The sequence below is a fragment of the Saonia sp. genome (assembly GCF_056326165.1).
Genome location: NZ_JBWFBN010000001.1, coordinates 268236 through 291958 on the forward strand (window position 1 = coordinate 268236; position 23723 = coordinate 291958).

At 35.3% G+C, this 23723-nt stretch carries 22 protein-coding genes; 17 read left to right on the forward strand and 5 right to left on the reverse strand.

The genetic code is table 11. The annotated features are described in order from the left end of the window. Nucleotides 1-26 precede the first annotated feature (26 nt). From AC000W_RS01160 to AC000W_RS01200, 9 genes are all read left to right on the forward strand, one after another. Nucleotides 27-2441 carry a TonB-dependent receptor gene (locus AC000W_RS01160; RefSeq protein ID WP_474745315.1) on the forward strand — a complete coding sequence of 805 codons (2415 nt, stop codon included), beginning with the start codon at nucleotides 27-29 and terminating at the stop codon, nucleotides 2439-2441. A gap of 21 nt (nucleotides 2442-2462) precedes the next feature. Beyond that, on the forward strand, nucleotides 2463-3905 hold the full coding sequence (locus AC000W_RS01165) for a hypothetical protein (RefSeq protein WP_474745316.1): 1443 nt from the start codon (nucleotides 2463-2465) through the stop codon (nucleotides 3903-3905). 88 nt (nucleotides 3906-3993) lie between these two features. Then, nucleotides 3994-5508 carry an ankyrin repeat domain-containing protein gene (locus AC000W_RS01170; protein WP_474745317.1) on the forward strand — a complete coding sequence of 505 codons (1515 nt, stop codon included), beginning with the start codon at nucleotides 3994-3996 and terminating at the stop codon, nucleotides 5506-5508. A 7-nt stretch (nucleotides 5509-5515) separates the two neighbouring features. Then, complete coding sequence (locus AC000W_RS01175; protein ID WP_474745318.1) at nucleotides 5516-6013, forward strand: DUF2271 domain-containing protein; 498 nt, start codon at nucleotides 5516-5518, stop codon at nucleotides 6011-6013. A 6-nt stretch (nucleotides 6014-6019) separates the two neighbouring features. Then, nucleotides 6020-8215, forward strand: coding sequence for a PepSY domain-containing protein (locus tag AC000W_RS01180; RefSeq protein ID WP_474745319.1), 2196 nt, complete (start codon nucleotides 6020-6022; stop codon nucleotides 8213-8215). A 198-nt stretch (nucleotides 8216-8413) separates the two neighbouring features. Next, entirely contained in the window at nucleotides 8414-8554 is a 141-nt protein-coding gene (locus tag AC000W_RS01185; RefSeq protein ID WP_474745801.1) for a transposase, read from the forward strand. Between the two features lie 195 nt (nucleotides 8555-8749). After that, nucleotides 8750-9757: a PfkB family carbohydrate kinase gene (locus AC000W_RS01190; protein WP_474745320.1), complete on the forward strand. Its 1008-nt coding sequence runs from the start codon at nucleotides 8750-8752 to the stop codon at nucleotides 9755-9757. Beyond that, a complete protein-coding gene (locus tag AC000W_RS01195; RefSeq protein WP_474745321.1) occupies nucleotides 9754-10374 on the forward strand; it encodes a bifunctional 4-hydroxy-2-oxoglutarate aldolase/2-dehydro-3-deoxy-phosphogluconate aldolase in 621 nt (206 codons plus the stop codon). The genes AC000W_RS01190 and AC000W_RS01195 overlap by 4 nt, the downstream gene beginning before the upstream one ends. Before the next feature lie 58 nt (nucleotides 10375-10432). Then, nucleotides 10433-11365, forward strand: coding sequence for a sugar phosphate isomerase/epimerase family protein (locus AC000W_RS01200; protein ID WP_474745323.1), 933 nt, complete (start codon nucleotides 10433-10435; stop codon nucleotides 11363-11365). Between the two features lie 79 nt (nucleotides 11366-11444). On the opposite strand, the gene AC000W_RS01205 is transcribed toward AC000W_RS01200, so the two are convergent. Further along, on the reverse strand, nucleotides 11445-12542 hold the full coding sequence (locus AC000W_RS01205) for a sulfatase-like hydrolase/transferase (protein WP_474745325.1): 1098 nt from the start codon (nucleotides 12540-12542) through the stop codon (nucleotides 11445-11447). Nucleotides 12543-13446: 904 nt separating this feature from the next. On the opposite strand from AC000W_RS01205, the gene AC000W_RS01210 reads away from it, so the two are divergent. The 3 genes from AC000W_RS01210 to AC000W_RS01220 all read left to right on the forward strand — a co-directional run bounded on the left by AC000W_RS01210 (nucleotide 13447) and on the right by AC000W_RS01220 (nucleotide 15363). Then, nucleotides 13447-14622, forward strand: coding sequence for an NAD-dependent epimerase/dehydratase family protein (locus AC000W_RS01210; RefSeq protein WP_474745327.1), 1176 nt, complete (start codon nucleotides 13447-13449; stop codon nucleotides 14620-14622). Between the two features lie 4 nt (nucleotides 14623-14626). Continuing rightward, nucleotides 14627-14977, forward strand: coding sequence for a hypothetical protein (locus AC000W_RS01215; RefSeq protein ID WP_474745329.1), 351 nt, complete (start codon nucleotides 14627-14629; stop codon nucleotides 14975-14977). A 74-nt stretch (nucleotides 14978-15051) separates the two neighbouring features. After that, nucleotides 15052-15363, forward strand: coding sequence for a hypothetical protein (locus AC000W_RS01220; RefSeq protein WP_474745330.1), 312 nt, complete (start codon nucleotides 15052-15054; stop codon nucleotides 15361-15363). Between the two features lies 1 nt (nucleotide 15364). On the opposite strand, the gene AC000W_RS01225 is transcribed toward AC000W_RS01220, so the two are convergent. Then, nucleotides 15365-16378 carry an AraC family transcriptional regulator gene (locus AC000W_RS01225; protein ID WP_474745332.1) on the reverse strand — a complete coding sequence of 338 codons (1014 nt, stop codon included), beginning with the start codon at nucleotides 16376-16378 and terminating at the stop codon, nucleotides 15365-15367. 170 nt (nucleotides 16379-16548) lie between these two features. On the opposite strand from AC000W_RS01225, the gene AC000W_RS01230 reads away from it, so the two are divergent. The 3 genes from AC000W_RS01230 (at nucleotide 16549) to AC000W_RS01240 (ending at nucleotide 18955) form a co-directional block, all read left to right on the forward strand. After that, nucleotides 16549-17229 (forward strand): hypothetical protein, encoded by a 681-nt coding sequence (locus tag AC000W_RS01230; protein WP_474745334.1) that lies wholly within the window; start codon nucleotides 16549-16551, stop codon nucleotides 17227-17229. A gap of 11 nt (nucleotides 17230-17240) precedes the next feature. Further along, nucleotides 17241-17666: an N-acetyltransferase gene (locus AC000W_RS01235; RefSeq protein ID WP_474745336.1), complete on the forward strand. Its 426-nt coding sequence runs from the start codon at nucleotides 17241-17243 to the stop codon at nucleotides 17664-17666. Between the two features lie 65 nt (nucleotides 17667-17731). Continuing rightward, complete coding sequence (locus AC000W_RS01240; RefSeq protein WP_474745337.1) at nucleotides 17732-18955, forward strand: alpha/beta hydrolase family protein; 1224 nt, start codon at nucleotides 17732-17734, stop codon at nucleotides 18953-18955. Between the two features lie 37 nt (nucleotides 18956-18992). Here the strand turns inward: AC000W_RS01240 and AC000W_RS01245 are convergent, their stop codons facing one another. Both AC000W_RS01245 and AC000W_RS01250 read right to left on the reverse strand, forming a co-directional pair. Beyond that, nucleotides 18993-19625 carry a hypothetical protein gene (locus AC000W_RS01245; protein WP_474745339.1) on the reverse strand — a complete coding sequence of 211 codons (633 nt, stop codon included), beginning with the start codon at nucleotides 19623-19625 and terminating at the stop codon, nucleotides 18993-18995. Between the two features lie 4 nt (nucleotides 19626-19629). Continuing rightward, nucleotides 19630-20040: a hypothetical protein gene (locus tag AC000W_RS01250; protein WP_474745341.1), complete on the reverse strand. Its 411-nt coding sequence runs from the start codon at nucleotides 20038-20040 to the stop codon at nucleotides 19630-19632. Between the two features lie 127 nt (nucleotides 20041-20167). Between AC000W_RS01250 and hemN the strand changes: the two genes are divergently transcribed. Together hemN and AC000W_RS01260 are read left to right on the forward strand one after the other, a co-directional pair. Next, nucleotides 20168-21529, forward strand: a complete 1362-nt coding sequence (hemN, locus tag AC000W_RS01255) for an oxygen-independent coproporphyrinogen III oxidase (RefSeq protein WP_474745342.1) — start codon at nucleotides 20168-20170, stop codon at nucleotides 21527-21529. 25 nt (nucleotides 21530-21554) lie between these two features. Continuing rightward, nucleotides 21555-22376, forward strand: a complete 822-nt coding sequence (locus AC000W_RS01260) for a universal stress protein (RefSeq protein WP_474745344.1) — start codon at nucleotides 21555-21557, stop codon at nucleotides 22374-22376. 64 nt (nucleotides 22377-22440) lie between these two features. On the opposite strand, the gene AC000W_RS01265 is transcribed toward AC000W_RS01260, so the two are convergent. Further along, nucleotides 22441-23703 (reverse strand): NAD(P)/FAD-dependent oxidoreductase, encoded by a 1263-nt coding sequence (locus tag AC000W_RS01265; protein WP_474745345.1) that lies wholly within the window; start codon nucleotides 23701-23703, stop codon nucleotides 22441-22443. Nucleotides 23704-23723: the final 20 nt, after the last annotated feature.

Here is a 23723-nt window from a genome sequence, read left to right on the forward strand (position 1 = left end):
AAAATAATTACACTTTTTTTATTCATATGAAAATATTTTTTACGGCATTCTTGCTCATAATTTTCTTATCTGCTCAAGGACAAGAAGCATTAGGAACAATATCGGGTTCAGTAATTGATGCTTTAGGAAAGCCTTTGCCTCATGCAAGTGTTATTATAGAAGATCTAAAACTTGGTGTTGTTGCAGACGATAAAGGGTCATACTTCATTAGTAAAGTGCCATTTGGAAAGCACAGGGTCGTAGTTTCCTTTATCGGCTACGGTACGAGCTCAAAGACCATTGATATCAATGAAAGTGCGAGAGATATTAAGATTGGTTTTACTTTAAGGGAAACCGCCGAGAACTTAGATGAGGTAACGGTAAGCGGTAAATCAAACAAAACGGCCATAGAAACCAAAGGTTTTGCAGTAAATGCCATAGAAACCAAGGAGGCTGGGCTTAGAAGCATTCAAACCAATGAATTGTTGAACACCACGGTCGGGGTCAAAATACGTCAAAATGGGGGCTTGGGCTCAAACGTTCAATACAGCTTAAATGGTCTTTCTGGCCGTTCAGTCAGTATTTTTATAGATGGTATTCCAATTGCTGTTTACGGTTCTTCCTTTAACTTAAATAGCATCCCTCCTTCAATGATAAAGAATATTGAAGTTTATAAAGGGGTAGTTCCTGGTCACTTGTCCAGCGATGCAGTCGGCGGGGTCATTAATATTGAGCTTCATGATGGGGCCAGAAACAATCTGAACGCCTCCGCTTCCTATGGGTCGTTCAACACTTTACAAACTAATTTGAATGGCGCCTATAGATTGGAAAAATCCGGATTCACCGTAAAAGCATCCGCATTTCATAACTACTCGGATAATGATTATAAAATTTCAGGTAGAACTATAGTGGATATTGCCCCCAACGGAGTACAAACGCCTATTACTGCCAGAAGATTCAATGATGCCTACCGTTCTTCTGGAGGGACGGTACAATTTGGATATACCAACGTTAATTGGGCAAATCAATTTTTGGTGGGCATTACTGCCTCCGATGAATATAATGAGGTACAGCACGGTACTTTTGTGACCATATCACCGTACAAAGGTCGATTTTTGGAGTCGGATGCCTTTCTAGGAAACCTAACATACCAAAAAAAGGATTTCTTTATTAAAAAACTTGACCTAACCGTCAATGGGGTTTACGGCAAGCGTAACCGCACTATAAATGATACAGTTGCACAAGCATATACTTGGGCAGGGGAGAGACTGGTCGGGTTTGATGGCGAGTATCTTGATTATATTTGGGGTTCCCAAAACGAAAATGGCCCAACGTTGGCCAAAATTGTTCGTAATGTAGCATCAGTGCGATCTGGTCTTACCTATGCCATCAACGACAACCACAAAATTTTATTGAACCATGTTTACAGTGGCATAGACAGGGAAGACAGTGATGAAATGGTGTCCCTATTGGAAAACACCTTTCAACAAACCAGTGATTTGTACAAAAACATAGTTTCCCTGAGCTATGATCTCAATGCATTTAATGATAAGTTTAAGTTAAATGTTTTTGGGAAACACTATTTACAGAAAGTGCTGAACACCAAACCTGTATTCAATGATGATAATACTGAAGTAATAGATGAGGTTTACGAAAGTGACAAGGATTATACAGGATATGGGTTTGCCTCCTCTTACATTGTTATTCCTGAAATTACGTTGTTGTTATCGGCAGAGAAAGCCATTCGGCTACCCAGTGAAAACGAAGTTTTTGGGGATGCCGGGGATAACTTGCTTCCCAACCTGACCATTCAGCCCGAAACTAGTGATAATTTGAATATTGGTTTTCGTTTTGGAAAGTTTTACATTAAAAAACACGGGCTTACCCTGACAACCAACGTCTTTGCCCGTAATATTGAAAACAGAATTGGGTTACCAGCAAATGCCGATGGTCTTAGGGAAAGTGATGAGTTTATACAATATACGAACTTAGAGAATACTGCTGAATCCAAAGGAATTGAAGCCGAATTCAATTATACGTACGATAACAACCTTGGCTTCAACTTTAACTTGACCCGTATGAGTTTGACCACGGTAAATTCGGGGTTGAAAAGCAATGTCCCCAATGTGCCCTTGTTTACCATGAATGCGGGTTTGCGGTATACCCTTAAAGACTTTATTCAATCCAATTCTTTGATCAATCTGTTTTACAATGCCTACTATACCGACGAGTTTACCTTCAAATTCGCCGCAGGTACAAATACGTCGGGCGAAGAAGAATTTTTAATTCCAGAACAAATATCCCATGACTTTGGGTTGAGTTATACATTCCCTAAAAAGGATTTTATCCTAAGCTTCGATGTCAAAAATATTTTTGACCAAGCAGTCTATGACAATCTATCCGTACAAAAACCGGGCAGAGCTTTTTATGTGAAACTTAATTATATAATCAACAATTTTTAATCTTAATAAATCAAATTGAATATGAAACGTACCTTTTTAAATTTTAAAACTTTAATGGTCCTTTTTTTAGCTATAGGACTTATGACTGCCTGTAGCAGTGATGACAATGGTGGGGAAAACCCTGTGATTGTTGACACCGATGGCGATGGTATTGCAGATGCAAGTGACGAATGCCCTTCAGTGGTGGGAACAACTGCTAACAATGGATGCCCTGAAGAGGAATCCCGATGGATTACAATAGCTGGTGCCAAAATGGGCGATAACCCTGGTGATGGAAATGGAGGAACATTAATCTATTCCGTGACTGATGCTGAGGCCAAAGACCCAACCGTACAAATAGACCCTTTTAACAACGGTTTTGTAGCACCATCCAACAGAACGGCCAGATTACAGGCTTCGGAAGATGGCAATACTATTTTCAACATCAGTTACGCAGGTGATACCGGAGGAAACTACAGTAAATATATTGTAAATGGTGGTAATGATTTTGAACAAACAGGATCAGAGATAAGCATCGCACCTTATGTAGGTACTGCTCCAAGATGGATCAAGTTATTTGATGGGGACAAAACGGGTTCTGCCGTTTACGTATCTACCGAACACCAAGTTGATGACAATGGTACCCCGGATGATGTGGTTGATGACACCTACATCCGTACAAGACAGACCATTGGTATTGTAACTTTGAATTTAGTCGATTCCCAAATCAACAATTTCCAAGAACATGAAATTGGTTTGTCTGAAGAAGAGGAGGCCTTGGGGTATTACATCTCAAGGATTGACATGCCTACCTTAAATGCAGCTGGAGATAAATTATATATAGGCGCACGTGTAAGCAAGGTTGACCCTGAAACTGTTGAAAGAGATAGTGATTATGAAATTTTAGGTTCTAAAACCATTGTAGTGGATTACCCTTCATTGTTGAACCCTACAATCATTACTTCTGGTATAAGTCATGGTAATACCAACGGTTACCGTAGTATTAATTCTTTTGAATATGGTGGTGCCGTTTACCAAGCTAACCAAAGCGACCCTGAAGGTTCCCATATCCTAAAAATCACTGCTGACAACCAATATGATGATTCTTATGATTTTAATCTGGACGATGCCTTGGGTGTAACCGGTGCTTACGTATTGGCGTGGAGACCTGCTGCTAACGGAAAAGCAGTTTTGGCCTATCGCCACGATGGATCAGAAGAAGGTGTTGCCGGTCAGCAAGGTTTCTTTGCCCTAGTTGATCTAAATGCAACGACAGCCGTAACTATTGACGAAATTCCGTACGAGGCAGATTTTTACTTGTTCCAATACCAAGGATATGCGGTTGATGGGAGCGAAATTTACTTGACACAAGCCCCAGTTGGGAAGAATGGAAATATTTATATCGTTGACACCGAAACAGGTGAAGTTACCAAAGGTGCCGAACTTATTAATGCTGAAGGAAGCCACTTTATAGGGGCTTGGTAAAGCTATAAAATCATTAGCTTTGAAATACCATTATCGGGCCTATTGCCCGGTAATGGTATTGATAATTTAGAAACTAAAATTCACGAAAATGAAAAATAATTTTAATAGAACATTTGTTTTGGTTCTCACTTTGGCGTTTGTTTCCTTAGGAGTTATGGCGCAACGAAACGCTCCACGAGACCCAAATCCATTTTTGAACAGGGACTACTGGGAAAAACAACCTAGTATCAGCAGTATAGAAGCGACCATAAAAGAAGGGCATTCTCCTACTGTAGCAAATAGAGGTGGGTTCGATGCCACTACCTTTGCAATTTTTGGCAAAAATCCAATCAGTACCATTGAATTTTTATTGGATCAGGGCAACGATGTGAACAAAAGAACCCATGATTCACGAACCTATGTTTTCTGGGCGGCATCTAGCGGAGACTTGGATTTGGTGAAATATTTGATAGACAAGGGATCAAAATTAGATGTAGTAGATTCCCATGGATATGGACCTATATCCTTTGCCGCCGCAACAGGACAGCAGAACACGGCTATTTATGACGCATTTATTGCAGGAGGTGCCGATTTGCAGAATGAAAAAGACCACCATGGTAAAAACGCACTCTTGGTTGCCATTTCTCGAGCAAAGGATTTAAAATTGGTAGATTACTTTGTTAAAAAGGGTTTGGATATCCATAGTACAGATGATCACGGCAACGGTATTTTCCATTATGCCGCCCAAGGGGGGAATATTGAAATTTTAAAACAATTGATTGCTCGTGGCATTTCTACCAAAAAGAATGAGGAAACAGGAGAAAATGCAATATTCTTTGCCAGTAAAGGCGGTAGAGGTTCCAGTAACGCACTCGAGGTTTTTCAGTATTTGGAAGGTTTAGGCCTTAATGCCAATGTAGCCACCAAAGAAGGAATTACCCCTTTGCACAATTTGGCAAGGACTACGGACGACATTAAATTATTTGACTATTTCGCTGCCAAAGGCGTTGATTCAAATACCGCTGATAAAGAAGGTAATACGGCCTTAAGCAACTCGGCCCAAAGAAACAAGCTTACCGTCGTAAAGTACTTTGTGGAAAAGGCAGAGGATATAGACCATATGGATAAAGAAGGAAAAACAGCTCTATCCATAGCAATCCAAAACAACAATGCAGATGTAGTCTCCTATTTAATATCCAAGGGAGCCAATGTAAATGCTGTGGACAGTAAAAAAAGGAACTTGGTATTTTATTTATTTGATACAAGAGGAGTTCCCAGAGATTTTGATGCTAAAGTTGAAGCCCTAAAAACGGCTGGAATTGACTTTACGAAATCTCAACCTGACCAAAGAACGGTATGGCATATGGCCATGGAGAAAAATGATTTGGGCTTGCTTAAAAAAGTGCAAGCTTTCGGAGCAGATATCAATGCAAAGGACGAACAAGGAAACACTGTTTTGCACTATGCGGCCATGAAATCTACAGACACAGAAATTCTTAAGTATCTAATTGCCAATGGTGCGGATATCAACTCAACTACAGAGTTTGGTGAAACCGCATACGAGTTGGCCCAAGAAAACGAACTTTTGGCCAAAACCAATGTGAATTTGGATTTTCTAAATTAATTAAACTATGAAAAGATTATTGAATCACACTGCAGCAATAGTTACATTGGTCCTTGTTTTTTTTACCGTTTCATCCTATATGCAAGCACCATCCCCAGTATCCTATAAGTGTATGATACAGATGGCTAACTATACAGGAGAAAAAGCCTATGTGGTTGTTTCTCTTATGAATGCCGAAGGAGAATATGTAAAAACCCTCTATGTGCAAGGGGATGACCCGGAATGGTTCCCCGACCTTAAAAATTGGTGGGGTTTTAGCCATGGTACAAACGAGAATATTGATGCTATTGCGGGAGCGACCGTGGGCAATGGCCAAAGAAACATTATTTCTTTGACCGTAGATGCCTCTCAAGTTGACAGTGGCTATAAAATTCGTTTTGAATCTGCTGTGGAAAATCAGGAATACTATACCATTGATGCTGAGATAGACCTAAATTCAGCTACCATTAAGAATAAAGTTGATGGGAAAGGTTATATCCGGTATATCCGAATGATGCCAAATTAATATTCTATGGCCCTTTCAATATGGCGCTATAGCCACTTGATCTTGGCACTGGTATCATCCCTGTTTCTACTGGTAGCATCCATTACAGGAGTAATTTTGGTCGTAGAACCTATATCGAACAAAGTACAGCCCTATCGTATTGCTGATGCAGATGAGCTTACCTTGGCCCAGACACTGGAGAACCTAAATGCGAAGTACGATGAGATTCTTTCCATCTCGCGAGATCGTAATGGGTTCATCAGTGTTTCGGTCATCATAGAAGGTGAGAACAAGCAATTTTATGTGGACCCCTTCACCGGACAAGAGTTGAGCCCGCTCATTGAAAAAGCCCCAATTTTTCAATTCAGTACAAACCTACACCGCTCCTTGTTCCTAAAATCTACAGGACGGTTCTTGATAGGCCTTGTATCCTTTCTTCTTTTTTTAATTGCCATTTCTGGCATAATGCTCATTGCCAAACGTCAAGGAGGTATCCGATATTTTTTCGCCAAAGCGGTACGTGAAAATTTTTACCAATTCAATCATGTTGTTTATTCTCGTATAGCATTACTGCCAATTCTGGTGTTGTCATTGACAGGTGTATACTTGTCGTTGCTACGTTTTAATTTAATTCCAGAGGAAAAGATAGTGTATGAAGTGGATTATGATTCCTTACAGGAAATCCCCAACTTATCCATACAAGAATTTGAGCTGCTCCAGAATACAACTTTGGGACAACTTCGGAAATTAGAATACCCTTTTTCTGAGTTTGTGGAGGATTATTATACCATCCGCCTCAAGAATAGTGAGATTTTGCTTAACCAGTTTACAGGCGAGGTCATTACGGAAAAGAAACAACCGCTTGTTACGACAATCTCCTCATGGTCAACTGTACTGCATACAGGGGAAGGCAGTATCATTTGGAGTACCATTTTGGGACTGGGCAGTCTTTCCATTCCCTTTTTAATGGTTACGGGTTTTGTTGTTTATTTTAAGCGGCCCAAGATTCGTATTAAAAATAAGTTTCCAAAAAATGAGTGCGACCATATCATATTGGTTGGTACTGAAGGCGGCACGACACTTTTATATGCTCAAGAATTTCACAAGCAATTGCTAAAGACTGGGAAAAAAAGCTATTTGGGAATGATGAACGAATACAATGTATTTCCGCAAATGAAACAGCTTACCATCCTAACAGCAACCTACGGACAGGGGGAGGCACCTTCCAGTGCCTCAAAATTTATGCAATTGGTTGTAGAGCATCTTCAAAAACATCCATTCTCTTTTTCTGTGGTCGGATTTGGTTCTACATCCTATCCAAATTTTTGTGAATTTGCTTATGAAGCATATAAATCTCTCAAAAATCAATCGAATTCTACGGCTTTTGGGGACGTTTTTACCATAAACAACCAATCTTTTGAAGCGTTTTCCAACTGGACAAATCAATGGGCCGTATTGCAAGGAACAACACTTCAGCTTGAAAAGCCCAAAATAAGCCTTTCCAAAAAACATGTCATGGATTTTGAGGTTATGGACAGAGTAGATTTTAATAAAGATGACACCTTTCTACTTACTTTAAAGAGCAAAGATGTAACAAGGGCTGTTTCAGGTGACCTTTTATCCATTACTCCGAAAGAGGACGGTCGAGAACGTCTATATTCAATAGGCAACATAGGTAAACGAATGTTGGTCATCAGTGTAAAAAAGCACCCCAATGGAATTTGTTCAACCTGGCTAGGGCAGCTGAATAAGGGTAAAATCTTGTCGGCTGGAGTGGTCAAAAACAAACATTTTCATCTTCCAAGAAATTCTAAAGATACCGTGCTGATTGCTACGGGAACTGGCATCGGCCCTTTTTTGGGCATGATTTCTTCCAACTCAGCTAAAAGAAAATTAAGGCTTTATTGGGGTGGTAGAACTCCAGAATCGCTCCATATATACCAATCATATATAGATGATGCCCTCTCAAAAAACTATTTGGAAGACTTTATCCCTGCTTATTCACGAAACCAAGAAGAAAAGGTCTATGTTCAACACTTGATTAAAAGAGACGGCAGTGAAATAGCCGAGGTCTTACGTAAAGGCGGTTGTGTGATGGTGTGCGGGTCAATTGCAATGCAGGGCGAGGTTATAAGTGAGTTGAAAAACATTTGTAGCATCTATCTTGACAAAGACTTGAGCTATTACCAAAATCGTGAACAGATTAAGATGGATTGTTATTGAAAGAAATGTAAAAGATTCAGTAGCGAACCTGTATAATGAGATAAAAATTATAGGCAAAAATGCCCAATGTGTAATAGCTAGGTGTAAAAAGCCACAATGGAATTATATATCAACTAGTTTTTTATTATAACCATTATAATTTCCCCCAATATTAGGACAGCGATTTAAGTTAGATTATTAGCCTTAAATTACTGTCAAATAAGCAGAAGAAAACTCACATCGCAGTTCAAGTTCAAGGTCGTTCTGGAGGTCTTGTCCGAACGTTACAGCATCCAGAAACTGGGGAGGAAGCACGAACTTCACCCGACCCATATTACTACATGGAAAAGCCAGTTTTGAGTGGCAGGCAAGAGGTCACTGGTTCGACTCCGGTATTCTCCACCAAGTATGACATGGCTTCAAGAGTTTTTAACTTTTGGAGCTTTTATATTTTGCATGGAATACATCAATAACTCCTTTTGAGACAAAATATAAAGGAGCAAAGAGTATTTTAATTATATTACGACTCATTTTCTTTTCCTCAAAAATAAATATATGAGCTTCTTGTGTTTTGGAGAAATAATGCTTCGGTTAACCCCTAATAGCAAACAGAACAAAATATTTAAATCCACCTTGTTTCAAGTAAATTATGCGGGTTCAGAATCCAATGTTGCATCATCACTAGCACTACTTGGAAATAAAGTTCAATTTGTAACTAAACTTCCAAATAACCAATTGGGCGATTCTGCGGTTAGTTCTTTGCAAGAATATGGTGTGGATACAAGTTCTATAATTATGGGAGGGAATAGAATAGGAACGTATTTTATTGAGCTTGGAGCATCTATAAGACCTTCTAAAGTCATTTATGATAGAGTAGGTTCTGCTATTAGTGAAATTAAAGAGAATGAATTTGATTGGAGTACTATCCTTAAAGAAAAGAAATATCTTTTCATTTCTGGAATAACACCAGCATTGTCCACCCAATGTTTGTCAGAAACCATTAAATTGGTAAAAATGGCTAAGGAAGCGGGGGTTTTGGTCTGTTTTGACATGAACTATAGAAGAACTTTGTGGCCCAATGCAAAACAGGCACATGCCTGTTTTGACAAAATTCTTGAATCTACGGATGTCTTATTTGGGAATAGCGGTGTATTAAAAGATGTTTATGATATGAATTTTGAGGGTTCTAGTGATGAAGAAAAAACAATAAGGGCAATATCTATGGCAAAAAAACAATTTGGAACACAACACTTAGTTTTTACAAGTAGAACCCATATATCTGCTTCTACAAATGAACTTTCAGGAGTTTACTTGGGAGAAGAGGGAGTAATTGCCTCCAAAAAATATATGATTGATGTTCTTGACAGATTTGGGTCTGGCGATTCTTTTGCAGCTGCATTTCTTCACGCAATGGAAAAAAACTGGAACTCCAAAAAAGCATTGGAATTTGCCGTTGCTGCTTTTGCATTAAAACATACCATTAACGGGGACCAGCATTTAAGCAACGAAAGTGAAATCATGTATATAATGAATGGTAATATATCTGGGCACGTAATACGATGAATAAAGAAGACATTGTAAATAAAATATCGCACGAAAAAATTGTTGCCATAATACGTCTCCAAGATGTTTCTAAAATCGGGGATATTGTACAAAGTCTGGTTTCTGCTGGAATCAAAACAATAGAAATAACCTCAAACACCCCAGGATTCTTAACCGAAATTAAAAAAGCTAAAAAGCTATTTCCCAAAACACTTATTGGAGCAGGAACAATTACTAACTCAATAGTTGGGAAAAAGGCAATAGATGCTGGAGCCCAATTTTTGGTTACTCCAAATTGTGACATTAAAATTATAGAACTGGCCCACAAAAACAATATCCCAGTATTAATGGGGGCACTTACCCCCACTGAAATTAATATAGCTGTTGAAGCAGGTGCGGATTTTATAAAATTATTTCCTGCAGGAGTTTTGGGATTAAATTATTTTAAAGCCATTAAAGCTCCATTTGATAAAGTAAAGTTCATTCCTGTGGGTGGTATTGAAATTAAAGATACTGAACAATGGATTTCTGCTGGAGCAGTTGCAGTAGGTCTTGGCAATAGTTTGATAAGACCATTGGGGGAAAAGGAAAACACTGAATTCATTGAAGCTACATTAAAGAAAATCAATAAGTTATAACGTTAAAGATTATTTTACACTTCATATTTTCCTATTTTTATAGAACATCTTTTATATCATGAAACCAACCACCAGAAGAAGCTTTCTTAAAAATGCCGCCGTACTTCCTGTAGGACTGTCTGTTCCCACATTAAATTATGCCAATAAGCAGTCAACAATTGATAGTAGTGCAAAAATAAAACTGAGTTTAAACGCTTGGTCTTACAATGTACCCCTCTATAAATATAAAAATGGAGAGGATGGCGGGATGAGTCTTTTTGATATGCTCGAAGAATGCGCGCGATTGGATTTTGATGCTGTTGACCCCACAGGATATTTTTTCCCTGAATATCCTGAAGTACCCAAAACAAAATTTATTAATGCTTTTAAACGCAGGGCTTTTTCCTTGGGTTTGGATATTAGCGGAACTGGTATTAGAAATGACTTTGCAACTCCTGATGCAATGAAAAGAAAGGCCGATGTGGAATTGGCCAAACGTTGGATTGAGGCAGCAGCAGAAATGGGGGCTCCTGTTTTACGGGTTTTTGCGGGGAACCAACCCGAAGGACATTCATGGGAAGAAACAGCTAAATGGATGACAGAAGCTTTGGTACAATGTGCAGAACATGGGGAAAAGCACGGTGTTTTGGTTGGTGTTCAAAACCATGGAGATATGCTTAAAAGTGCTGATGAGGTTTTAAAAATTATGGAACTAGCACAAAACGATTGGTTGGGAACTATCGTTGATACAGGATTTATGCTAACTCCCGACCCATATGATGATATTGCACGTGTGATACCCTATGCAGTAAACTGGCAAGTAAAAGCATTGCTTAATGCAAGAAAAGGACCAGAAATAGATATGGATAAATTAGTAGAAGTTATTAAAGATTCAGGCTATCGAGGGTATGTGCCTATTGAAACACTCCCATTGCTTGATCAAAAAGATGAAGATTACGATGCTTATAAAAAAGTCCCTGAATTATTGAACAAACTCAAAAAAGCATTGTAAACAAAAAAACCGACGTAATAAGCGTCGGTTTTAAAACTAACTCACACAAGATTAACTCAAACATGAATCTTCAATATTTTTAGTTCTTTCTATAAGTAAGGGGGTTTCCTTTCATATTATTTTTGTCAATTTCTAGACCTAAAAGCTCCATAATTGTAGGAGCAATCTGGTTGCTATATAGTTGCTCACTTTTATCTACTTCGCCTAAAGCCGTAACACCTTTTCCAAAGACAACCATCCAAACCTGGCCTGCATTGTGGATTTGGCTTCCATGATGTTTCCAAGTCTCCAAGGGCTCGGTTCCTCTACCATGATCTGTTGTAATAATAAATATAGTATTGTCTTTATAAAAAGTATCATTTTGAGTAAACTCCCACAATTCTTTTATCATGCCATCTGTTGTATGAGCAGATTTTAAATAAGCATCATATTCTCCGTCGTGGGCAAAGTCATCAGTCTCACCATAAGAGATAAAAACCAAGCTAGGATGCTCTTTTTTCATATGCTCCAAGGCATAGTAGTGGGTAAAGGCATCCAGCCTTACGGTGCCCCAAGGGCTTGGGACTTTGGGTTGTAATTCGTTGAGGAATTTTTCGCGTTCAGTTAAACCATTTCCTTTTGCCAACTCAAAACCTGCATTTACGGGAACTCCAGAACGTTCTTCGTTTACAATAAAAGGGAACACATCCCAACTACCAAAAGCTGCAACTTTGTCCTTATATATTGGGGTATTATTTGCCAGTTCTAATATGGTAACGTTGGGATTGTTTATTTTATCATTACTGGTAATACGCTTATCATCTGCTTTCCCAGTTAAAATTTCGTTGTATCCTGGGTAAGAAAACCACATGGTATTGGTTAGGTTTACATTGCTTCCCAAAACTCTATTTCCATGTAATTGACCCATTTTGGAGACTTCTTTCCAAAGAAAAGGAAACAATAGCTCTCTTCTTTCTGTTGGGGTTTCCTTCCAAAAGACGGATTTTAATTGAGTAGTATCATGGACATATTCTTTGTTGGCAATCAATAGGGAATCTGCACCTGTATAAAGCTCTTGCCAACGAAGTCCGTCTAAGGTGATTAAAATTACTTTGGATTTTTCTGAATTTTGACTCCATAGATTAATAGAAAAAGCACCTACCAATAAACTCGCTAATCCAATTTTTAACTTTCTCATTATTCAATAGTCTTTTCTAACTTACCTCAGGGACCAATAAGTATTGGTGACAATTGTAATACATTTACGTTGTATACCTTAAAGCTAAGACTTTTTTAAGTATTTGCACATTATTTCTTAGTCTTCATATACCGCTTTTTCTTTATGAACCACCTATTCTATGTCCCGTAAAATTTTCTCTTTGTATTTTCCTGTTATAATTGTGCCAATTAAGAACTATTCCAATAGCAGGGCTTCAGGGGTTATAAAGCCTATTTAGACCTGATGAGCATAACAAGATTAACTTATCTATAAAAGCATAGCAGGTTCGTTAGTGTAATGTTTAGGAGAAAGACAATCTAAATTTTAAGGGTTATTAGATTCTATCCCTTTTCCTATATATGCCTAGACAAAAAACAATCAGGCTGTCTTGATTCTGTCCAACGGATTTTCTTGCTATCGTTTAAATTTGAAAAGTGAGTGAACCTTTTAGAATCCATGGGTGATTGATTGATGAATGATTTCATAGTTAAGGTTTTAATATTGTTAAACTATCAAAAGAGACTTAACGGTTAAAATTTCTGTACTGAGCCCATTGTGCTCTTTTGCTATTTCTAAATGATGAGAAATACTGTCCTGTTTTTGATTCTGTTGCTGTTCTGTTACTTGATGCTTGCATAATTTTATATTTTGTTTATTAATTTATTATGGTACAAAGATGTTTAGTTTTACTTATTGGATGAAATAGTTATGACCCAACTGTCATTTTTATAGAGTAAGTTGTAATATTTCTATATTAAACCCATTTAAAGCAATTGTTTTTGTTTCATATTCGCAAATAGTCAATAGATAGGCGTAATTCAACGAACCCGTCATAAGTTCTCTCTCTAGTTTTGTCTTGTTAAATGATAAATACCATTATAATATGAAGACAAAATATTTAATATTGGGTGCAACAGGAGGCATTGGATATGGATTAGTTAAAGCACTACTTAACCAAAAGGTTGATATAACTATTTTAGTAAGAAATCATAAAACTGCTTTTAGACTTTTTGGTGATGATAAGCATTTAACCATAGTAGAAGGTGATGCAACAAATAATGAGCTACTTAACCGTATAAGCAAAAATGTAACACATATTTTTCACGGTTTAAATGTAAGTTATGAGAAATGGGGAGCGGTAATGCCGTTACTAACAAAAAAAGTAATTGATGCAGCAAGCACAAATAAAGCAACACTTATATTTCCTGGAAATATATATAATTATGGAAATACAAGAGAACCTATTTCCGAAGTAACACCATTTTATGCAACTACAGAATTAGGAAAAGTACGTGTCTCTTTGGAACTAATGCTTCAGGAAGCTACAAATCAAAAGAGAATAAAAACGATGGTTGTAAGATTGCCAGAAATTTGGGGGCCCAATGTTACAAACAAATCTTTTGAGTCTGTTTTTACAAATGCGATAAAAGGAAGCAAAATCCCTTGGCTTTATAACGTTGATATACCACAGCAATTAATCTATAATCTTGATGCAGGGAGAGCTATAACAAAATTATCACTCAATAATTCAGCAAAACAAGATTACTCTGTTATAAATGTGGGCGGAGAATTATATAATTCAATGCGAGATTTTTTTAAGAAGGTTAGTAATGAATCCAATACATCATTAAAAATTCAGGTTGTAAGCCAAAATTTCATAAAAATGCTTGGTTTGTTTAACCCAACAATAAAAACTATTCAGAGTTTAAAATATAAATATGAAAAGACGATTCTTCTTGATGACAATAAGTTTAAAAAAATATTTCCTGCTTTTGAATATACACCAAATAAAGTAGCATTAAAAGAAACAATAAACTGGTATAAAGAGCATATTGTGGCACCTAAGAAAGCTCTTAAAAAGCAAAATTTAAAAAGAAGAGTGTTAGATTTTATTGCTGATAATCTATCCATAGGAATATTCCCATTTATTATTGCTGGCCTTATTATTTTATTTCCGAAACTACAAGCAATAAACGTATTACTTGGTGTTGTTGCTGGGATTTATTGGTCTCCATTAATACGAACTCTTTTCAGAAAATTATTTTCAATTAAAAGCTAAAATGATGAAGTTATTATTATTCTTCTTTTCAATTGTTGGTATGCTTACTATGATTTATGGAATTGTGGGTATGGTAATAGATATTACATCTTTTGACCAAACAAAAGGAGGTTATCAATATCCTTATGAAGGGTGGACAGGAAAACCAGTAGACTGGGATAGTATGGATATAACAAAAACGGGTTTGGTAAAACGGGGTTATGTTGTTGATGTATTGGTAAATGGAAGAACGGGAATGATAAGCTTTAAAGTTTTAGGCACAACATTTGACTGGCAAACATTTTCAGACAGAGCTTTAATGGTGCATAAGCCAAAAGAGGCTTTACTAAAAAAAGGATTTAAACCAGAATTTTAAATATTTTAAAAATAAAAACACTAAAAACATATTTATTAATAAACAGTATATTCTCTTTATTAAGTGGAGTAATAATGGCTGAATTTTCAAGCAAATTTCTTGAGTTTTTTGATATTGTTACTGAAAAAAACAGATATCTTTTTGATGTTATAGGATTAGCACTAATTATATTTTCAATTTTTGTTGGAATAGTTTCCTTTAAATATTTGTCAAACAAAATATTAGTGAACATAATAAGTGCTCTTGATATTCTTTGGGTTTTGGGAAGTTTTATTATTGTGATTTTCGGATTGTTTAATTTATCTAAAGAAGGAAATATTCTTATTGCAATTGTTGCCGTTTGGATTGGATTTTTAGCTTACAAACAAATGAAACATAACCAGTAGCTTATTTTACAGGGTATTCGCTTGGCGAATATCCTGTCCATTTTTTAAAGTTTCTAGAAAACACCGAAAGTTCTGAAAACCCTAAAAGAAAAGCAATTTCAGATTTATTAAAAACAGCTTTTTTTAGATAATCTATTGCTAGCTCTTTTCTTATATCATTTAATAATTTTTGGTAACTGGTTCCTTCAGTTTTTAATACTTTTTGGAGTGTTCTAACTCCTAATGCCATTTTTGAGGCAACAGCTTCAATTGAAAGTAATTCATCACTAATATGTTCTACAATAATCTTTTTTACTTTTTCTGAAGTTGTATCTGTTCCTTCAAATTGGTGGTACAATTCATTTACTTGCTTATCAAAAAAATGAAACATTTCTTCATTCTGCGATAGCAAAGGCAAATCCATATCCTTTTTATTATAAATTAGATAGCTCTTTTCCACACCAAATTCAACTGGCGCTGGAAAAAATGTATCACGGTATACTTGATGGTTTGAAGGTTGCTGATAGTTAAGACCAACACGTATTGGACGAATGGGTTTTATAGTATTTTTTTCTGACCACGAAAGACATGCATTTAGAAAAATATCTATTGTGTAGCGCAGTTCTTCATGCCAATCGCTCCATAAATCTATAAAAAGAGTAAAATAATCCTCGTCCTCCTCAACTCGCATTCCCATGGAATCTCCAACAAGCTTTTGATAACGACAAAATTTATGAAAAGCAGTACCTATAGTTGCAGAATTCATCATAACATAACCAATAAGCCCTGTAGCTTGAATAGGAAAGTTTAAACCACAAACAACACCAATATCTTCTCTATTGGTTTCTGAAATCATAGCTCTCCACAAAGTGCGTTCTTGTTCTAATGTTACCAAAGATTTATTGTCCGCTAACAATTGAGGAGAAATACCAACTTTCTGTAAAATAGTATTTTTATTTGCTCCTAATCGTTCAGCAATACTCAACCTATAATTAATAATAGAAACGCTTAAATATTTTGTTTTGGTAGGGTTCAATTTGAATAAAAATTAATTGCTGTTTAATTTACTAATTATAATTAATACAAAAATTAATTCGTTCTTAAAGCTTTCGTAAATAGTCAATTAAACTACGTATATGGTCTAATTGAATGTAGTAATTGAGGATACATTTGTCCTATCAATTAATCAATTAAATCAACAAACAAATGAAACATTTATCAATTAAAAACGGACAGTTATTTTTTAAACTAATTCTTTTAGCCTTATTATTAAGCACAACATTTACGAAAGCACAAAATAATGATGGCAAAACCTTTAATGAAACTAAAATTTTTGATGGTTTTTATTTAGGAATAAATGCAGGAAATCAAAATATTTTCGGAGGTGCTTTTATAGATGACCTTGATGTTTTAGCTCAAGAATCAAAGTTTGTATTTGAGTTTACACCAGGCTACAGGGCACAATTTTTAAACAACAGATTAGTTGTTGGGGGAGAACTTTTATTTGGATTAACAGACGGAAATTTATCTACTATAGATAATAGAAACCAAAAAATTGTAAACTATGAGAACAACAAGCAAAAAGGGTATGGTTTTAATCTTGGCACAACGTTGGGGAAGCAAAAAAAGCTACTTATGTACACTTTTCTACAAGTAATTAATAGAGATTTTGAGGTAGCTATTATAGACCCAGACGGTACGACATTTAATCAAAAAGATGGACAAAAGTTTGGTAGATATGGTTTAGGTTTTGAATTTCCTATCTACAAAAGATTCCACATTAAAAGTACTTTAGCCTTAACAACAGTAGATTTTGGAGACTTGGAAACAAACATAGATGTAGAAGACAAAATGGATTTTAATATCGGAATTAATTATCAATTTTAAAGTAACAAACAATGATACGAGAATATAAAAACTCAGATTTAGAAACAATAATGAAAATATGGTATAATGCCCAGACCTTGGCACATCCATTTCTTAATAAAGACTTTGTGGAAAAAGTAAAGGTTATGATGAAAGAAATGTTTATACCTAACTCAAAAACTTGGGTGCTAGAAGAGAATGGAGAAGTAAAAGGGTTTATTGCTATGATGAATAATGAAATTGGAGGATTATTTGTTAACCCAAAACAACACTCTAAAGGTATAGGAACACAACTAGTAAATCATGTATTGTCATTTTATAACACCTTAGAAGTTGAAGTTTTTAAAGAAAACACTATAGGTAAATCGTTCTATAACAAATATGGCTTTACTTTTAGTAAGGAATATCTACATGAGGAAACACAAGAAACAGTTTTAAGATTAAAATTTGAGAGATGAGAAAAACCTATTTCATATTTATTCTGTTTATATCATTAATTTCTTGCAAAAAAAATTTAGGGCAATTGTCAAAAACAGGAAGTTATACAGGTCTTTTTAAATCTGGTAATTTTTCTGATAACATTAAATTTGAAATAGAAAAAGACTCAACAAATTGGAATGTGTTTTTTACAAGTTTAGAACAAAATGCTAACAGAATACCATTCCAAAATGTTGAAGAAAAAGGAGACTCAATAAATTTTAAGTTACAAAGTGATTTTTATGCCTATATCTTTAAAAATAAATGGGTAGATGATTATACAAAGCTTAAAGGCTCTCTTACTGTTGATATGGTTACAGTGCAATATATTTTAGAGAAAGAATCTTATTTACAGCAAAATGAAAAAAGTGAAGATGTTAGCTTTACATCAAATGGGTTAAATTTAAATGGTACTATTTGGCATCCAAAAAATGATAACAATAAAGCATTAGTTATTTTAACATCTTCAGGTAATGTAGACAGGAGTGCATCTAGAGCTGAAGCTATTTTGTTTTCTCAAATGGGGTATACAACATTTCATTATGACAAAAGAGGAACAGGAAATTCTGAAGGTGGTTGGGCAACTGCTACAATGCAAGAATTAATATCAGACGATATTAATGCCATACAATTTTTTTCAACAAAAACAGGTATTCCAATTTCAAGTATAGGTATTAAAGGAAGCAGCCAAGGAGCAACTAAAGTACCTTATGTGTTGAATGAACTATCAGCGTTAAAGTATGGAATTGTGGTTAGTTGTCCAGGAACAACCTTACTAGAGAGCGATTTAAATTATTGGAAAAATAGAAACTCTGAATTACTTGGCGAAAACATGAATGATGCTGAAGTGTTGCAAAGAAATGTTTTTAGGCATATTGCAGGGCAACTCACAAGGGCGGATTTGGAGAATGAAATAGCTAAAAAAGAAAACAAAACTTGGTTTAAAAATATTTGGATTCCAAATCTTGATGAGGTTCAAATAGATAGGAAGCTCAACTACAGCCCAATACCCTATTTTGAACAAACAATACAACCAATTCTTGTTATTCATGGAACTTTAGATGAGATTATTCCAATGAATAGCTATAGGGCAATTTCAAAAGCACTTACTAAAGCTAATAACTTTAATCATGAAATTATCAAATTAAATGGCGCTTCTCATTCCATGTATTATGTAGGAGAAAGTGATTTTCCATACTGGTCAAAACTGCACCCAAACTATATGAATACAATTGAAAATTGGTTAAATAATGTTCATAAAGAAAATTAAAACATTAAATGGGCAAGAAACTCCTAAAATAAAATTCTTATTCCTCATAAAAAACCAAATCCTGGGTTGCCATTTCTAATGTGACCAGTTTCACATAATCTTTTATTGTTTTGTTAATGTTTACAGGATCTTCTACTTCTACAATCCCTCTCCAAATAAGTTCTCTTTCTTTGCCGACACAGATACAGTAAAGGGATGTTTCTATATCATAAATAGTGAAGTTGTCATAATATTCATCATCAAAATATATGGTTTGATGGTCTAAATAGTCATCTTTAAAGTTTCCATAAAGATTATTGATTTCTGACAACCTTGTCTTAAAGGTTTGCCTGTTTTTGGAACCAACTACTTTTGTGAAAAGAATGGCATCAAAATCTTTTTGGAGCAATTGCTCTTCCACCTCTGTAAGCTCTTCCTCAGACTTGGAAGAATCAACAAAGGCAACATCAAATAAATCTATACTTCTAAAAGCTTCTACATCTCTTTTTGTGAATTCATTTTTTAGCTTGGTTTCAAAATCCAATCGAGCTTTTTCATTTTGGGTCATGCCCACTATAAGTACTTTATTGGCATGAAAAAGGACTATGTCTGGATTTTTCCAATTACTGACCAATTGAGTAGACGCGCAGCTACTTAATAAAATCCCTATAAGCAATACTATTTTTTTCATGTTATTATTTTTTTCTTTTTTTGAGAATGCTTCCAGCATATTCAAAAATCTCTGTTTTTATTTTTTGAAAATCCAATAAGTATTCCGCTACGGAATCTCCAACTTCTTTATGCTTTTGGTAATATTCCATATCACAAGCCTCATTTTTACACTCTAGTATACCGCCAAGGATTTTTTCATGAGTTAGGATTTGTTCTTTTACATCTTTTGTTCTTGCAATAATGGTTTTAAGATGCTCCAAATATTCCTGAAGCCTTTCAAAGAGATTATGGGTGTCTGGTTCAAATATATAAGAGTCTAATAAATGCTGTATAAAAACAATCTCATCTTCTATAAAATGAATTTTGGACATCCATATCTGTGATTCGTTATAAAGGGTGTCTGCCTTTCTGTTTTGTACATTTTTTTTATCCATAAATTATATATCATCGATTCAATTATTCTGAATAAAAGTACATTCAAATGTAAATTGAGAACATGATTTTTATCATGGTTTTTGTGATAATATGGAGCTTACTTTGTGTAACATAAAAGTAAAATCTATGTGCAATTTAGTCCAAAAGTATAATATCTCAGGACCTAGGTATACTAGTTATCCAACAGTTCCATATTGGGATATGAGCACTTTTTCTGGCAAAAAATGGGAGGAAACTTTAAAATATAGTTTTAAGGAGAGTAATGAAAAAGATGGCATTAGTCTTTATATCCATTTACCATTTTGTGAGAGTATGTGTACTTTTTGCGGTTGCCATAAGAGAATTACAAAACGGCATGAAGTTGAGATTCCCTACATTCAATCAGTATTGAAAGAATGGAATTTGTATTGTAGTCTTTTTGATGGTAAACCAAAAATCAAAGAACTTCATTTAGGGGGCGGCACACCAACGTTTTTCACTTCTGAAAATTTAATTATGTTGGTTGGCGGTCTTTTTGAGCACGCCACGAAGGACAAAGATGCTGTTTTTAGTTTTGAAGGACACCCAAACAATACAACAAAAAAGCATCTACAGACATTGTATAATGTGGGTTTTTCTAAAGTTAGTTTTGGAATACAGGATTATAATGAAGAAGTTCAAAAAGCAATCCATAGAACACAGCCTTTTGTTAATGTAAAAAATGTTACGCAATGGGCTCGTGAAATAGGGTATACATCTATAGGGCATGATATAATTTTTGGACTTCCTTTTCAAAAAACAAAGCATATAGAAGAAACTATTACAAAAACAAAGGAACTATTACCAGACCGATTGGCATTTTATAGCTATGCTCATGTACCATGGCTAAAAGGAAATGGACAACGGGGATATAAAGATGAAGATTTGCCAACCCCCAGCGAGAAAAGAAGGCAATATGAAAGAGGTAAAGAACTTTTAATTGATGCTGGCTACCATGAAATAGGAATGGACCATTTTGCTCTTGATAAGGACACCTTGTTTGAATCTATGATGAATGGCAGTTTACATAGAAATTTTATGGGCTATACGTCATCCAAAACGCAGTTAATGATTGGGTTGGGAGTTTCTAGCATAAGTGACAGTTGGTACAGTTTTGCTCAGAATGTAAAGGGTTTGGAAGAATACAATCATTTGGTGAATAACAATATAATACCTATTTATAGAGGTCATATTCTTACAGAGGATGACCAAATAATAAGGAGACATATCTTGAATTTAATGTGCAACTTTAAAACTTCTTGGCATCAAGAAAGTGAAGGTTTTTTTGGGTTGCAAGAAGTTCTTACAAGGCTTAAGGAAATGGAAAAAGACAACCTGATACAAATTCTGGAAAAGGAAATAGTAGTTAAGGAACAGGGAAGGCCTTTTATTAGAAATATATGTATGGCTTTTGATTTATTATTACATAAAAATCAGCCAGAAAAAAGGTTGTTTTCTATGACTATTTAAAGATTAACCTAAAATAATTTATACTATGAAATCAATAATTGTCCCAGTCGATTTTTCTGAACAATCAGAAAACGCTTTAAAAGTGGCAGCATCAATGGCCAAAGAGCATAAGTCAGAAATCATTGTTCTCCATATGCTAGAGCTGTCCACAGCTATGATTTCTTCTGCTGAAGGAGTACATATAGATCAATCGGTTTTTTTTATGAAACTAGCAGAGCAACAGTTTGATACTTTTTTGGATAAGCCCTATTTAAAGGACGTGCAGATTACCCCAATTATAAAGCATTATAAGGTTTTTAACGAGGTAAATGAAATTGCGGAAAAGCATAGTGCAGATTTAATAATTATGGGCTCCCATGGGACTGATGGGCTAAAGGAAATGTTTATTGGCTCCAATACAGAGAAAATGGTACGTTATTCCAATATTCCTGTTTTGGTGATAAAAGAGGACATGCCCAATTTTAAAATAAATAACATTGTTTTTGCCAGTAATTTTGAACAAGAAAACCTAATGGCCTATGAAAGGGCTGCTGATTTTGCCAATACACTTTCTGCAAAATTAGAATTGGTATATATAAATGTTCCTGGAGATAATTTTTTAAGTACGCAAGATGCCTATAAAAAGATTTCCAAATTCCTTAATTGGGTAGGTGTAGGGAAGTCTGTAGAAATTTATAATGATTATAGTGTAGAAAAAGGAATATTAAATTATAGTGATATGGTAAATGCAGACCTTATAGCCATACCCACACACGGTAGAAAAGGACTGTCACATTTCTTTATGGGAAGTATTGGAGAAGATATTGCCAACCATTCTAAAATACCAGTGGTAACTTTTAAAATTTAGTTGTTTATAGGTTAATAACGGGAATAGGGGATGCTTTTTATGGCATCCCTTATTTTTTAATTACCTATACATCTTTTCCCTTCATCATTTTATTCCAATACAAATAGGGAAGGCCATATTTTTTGAGCATCCATAGACGCCAATGTTCTTTGGCGCTATTGAACACCAACATTAATTTTAATTTGGGGTCGGGGATAAAATTATTTTTATAATCGAATTCTGCCAATACCATTTTACCATAACCGGTCACCAATGGACAAGAGGAGTAGCCATTATATGACTTATTTGTTGCCTCTTGACTTTTTAACAGCTTAAGAATATTATCTACTACTACCGGAACTTGTTTTCTAATGGCCGCTCCTGTCTTGGCAGTTGGCAAAGCCGCTACATCTCCAAGACCAAATATATTTTTATAGGAATTGTGTTGTAACGAGTGGTGGTCTACATCTAACCAACCAGCATCATTTACCAAAATGGACTCTTTTACAAATTTTGGAGCTGTTTGTGGTGGTGCTAAATGAAGCATATCATAAGGCATCTCAATTATTGCTTCTCCAGACATGGTTTCACCAAGAGAATTGTCTTCTGTAATTACACATTGATTTTCCCCTTTGGCAGTATTTTTAAAATAGATGATTTTCTTATCAGCATCAATTTTAAAAGGAGCGTAGAAAGGTTTAAAGTGAATGCCATAACGATCAATGACCTTCATTAAGGTATCTTTAATGGGCTTCACCCCAAAAATCACAGTTCCAGGAGTCGCAAAAATCACATTGGTTTTACGTGCTATTTTATTTTTTCTAAAATAGTCAGCCGCTAAATAGGCTATTTTTTGTGGTGCACCTCCACATTTTATAGGAGTTGTGGGTTGTGTAAAAATAGCATTTCCACCTTTAAAGTTTTTTATTACCTCCCAAGTATGTCTAGGGTTGGTATAATTACTACAGACTACACCTTTTCCTAATGCTTCTGGCAACCCTTCAATCAAGGAAAGATCCATTACAAGGCCAGGGGAAACAACCAAATAATCATACGTAATATTCCCATTTGATTTTGTGGCCACACTATTGTTTTCTGGGTCAAAACCTGTGGCATAATCCTTAATCCAAGTTACTTCTTTTGGAATAAGGTCTGCCATTGGTCTAGCAGTTTTATCATAGTTATATGTGCCAGCACCTACCAAAGTCCAAGCTGGTTGATAATAATGAGTTTCTGAGGGCTCAATAATGGCAATGCTTAACCTATTATTTTTTTTGAGCAGTTGCGAAACAGTCATTATGCCTCCTGTTCCACCTCCTATAATTAAAATTTGATGATGCGTATTCATGTTTAAGTATTTAGTAATTT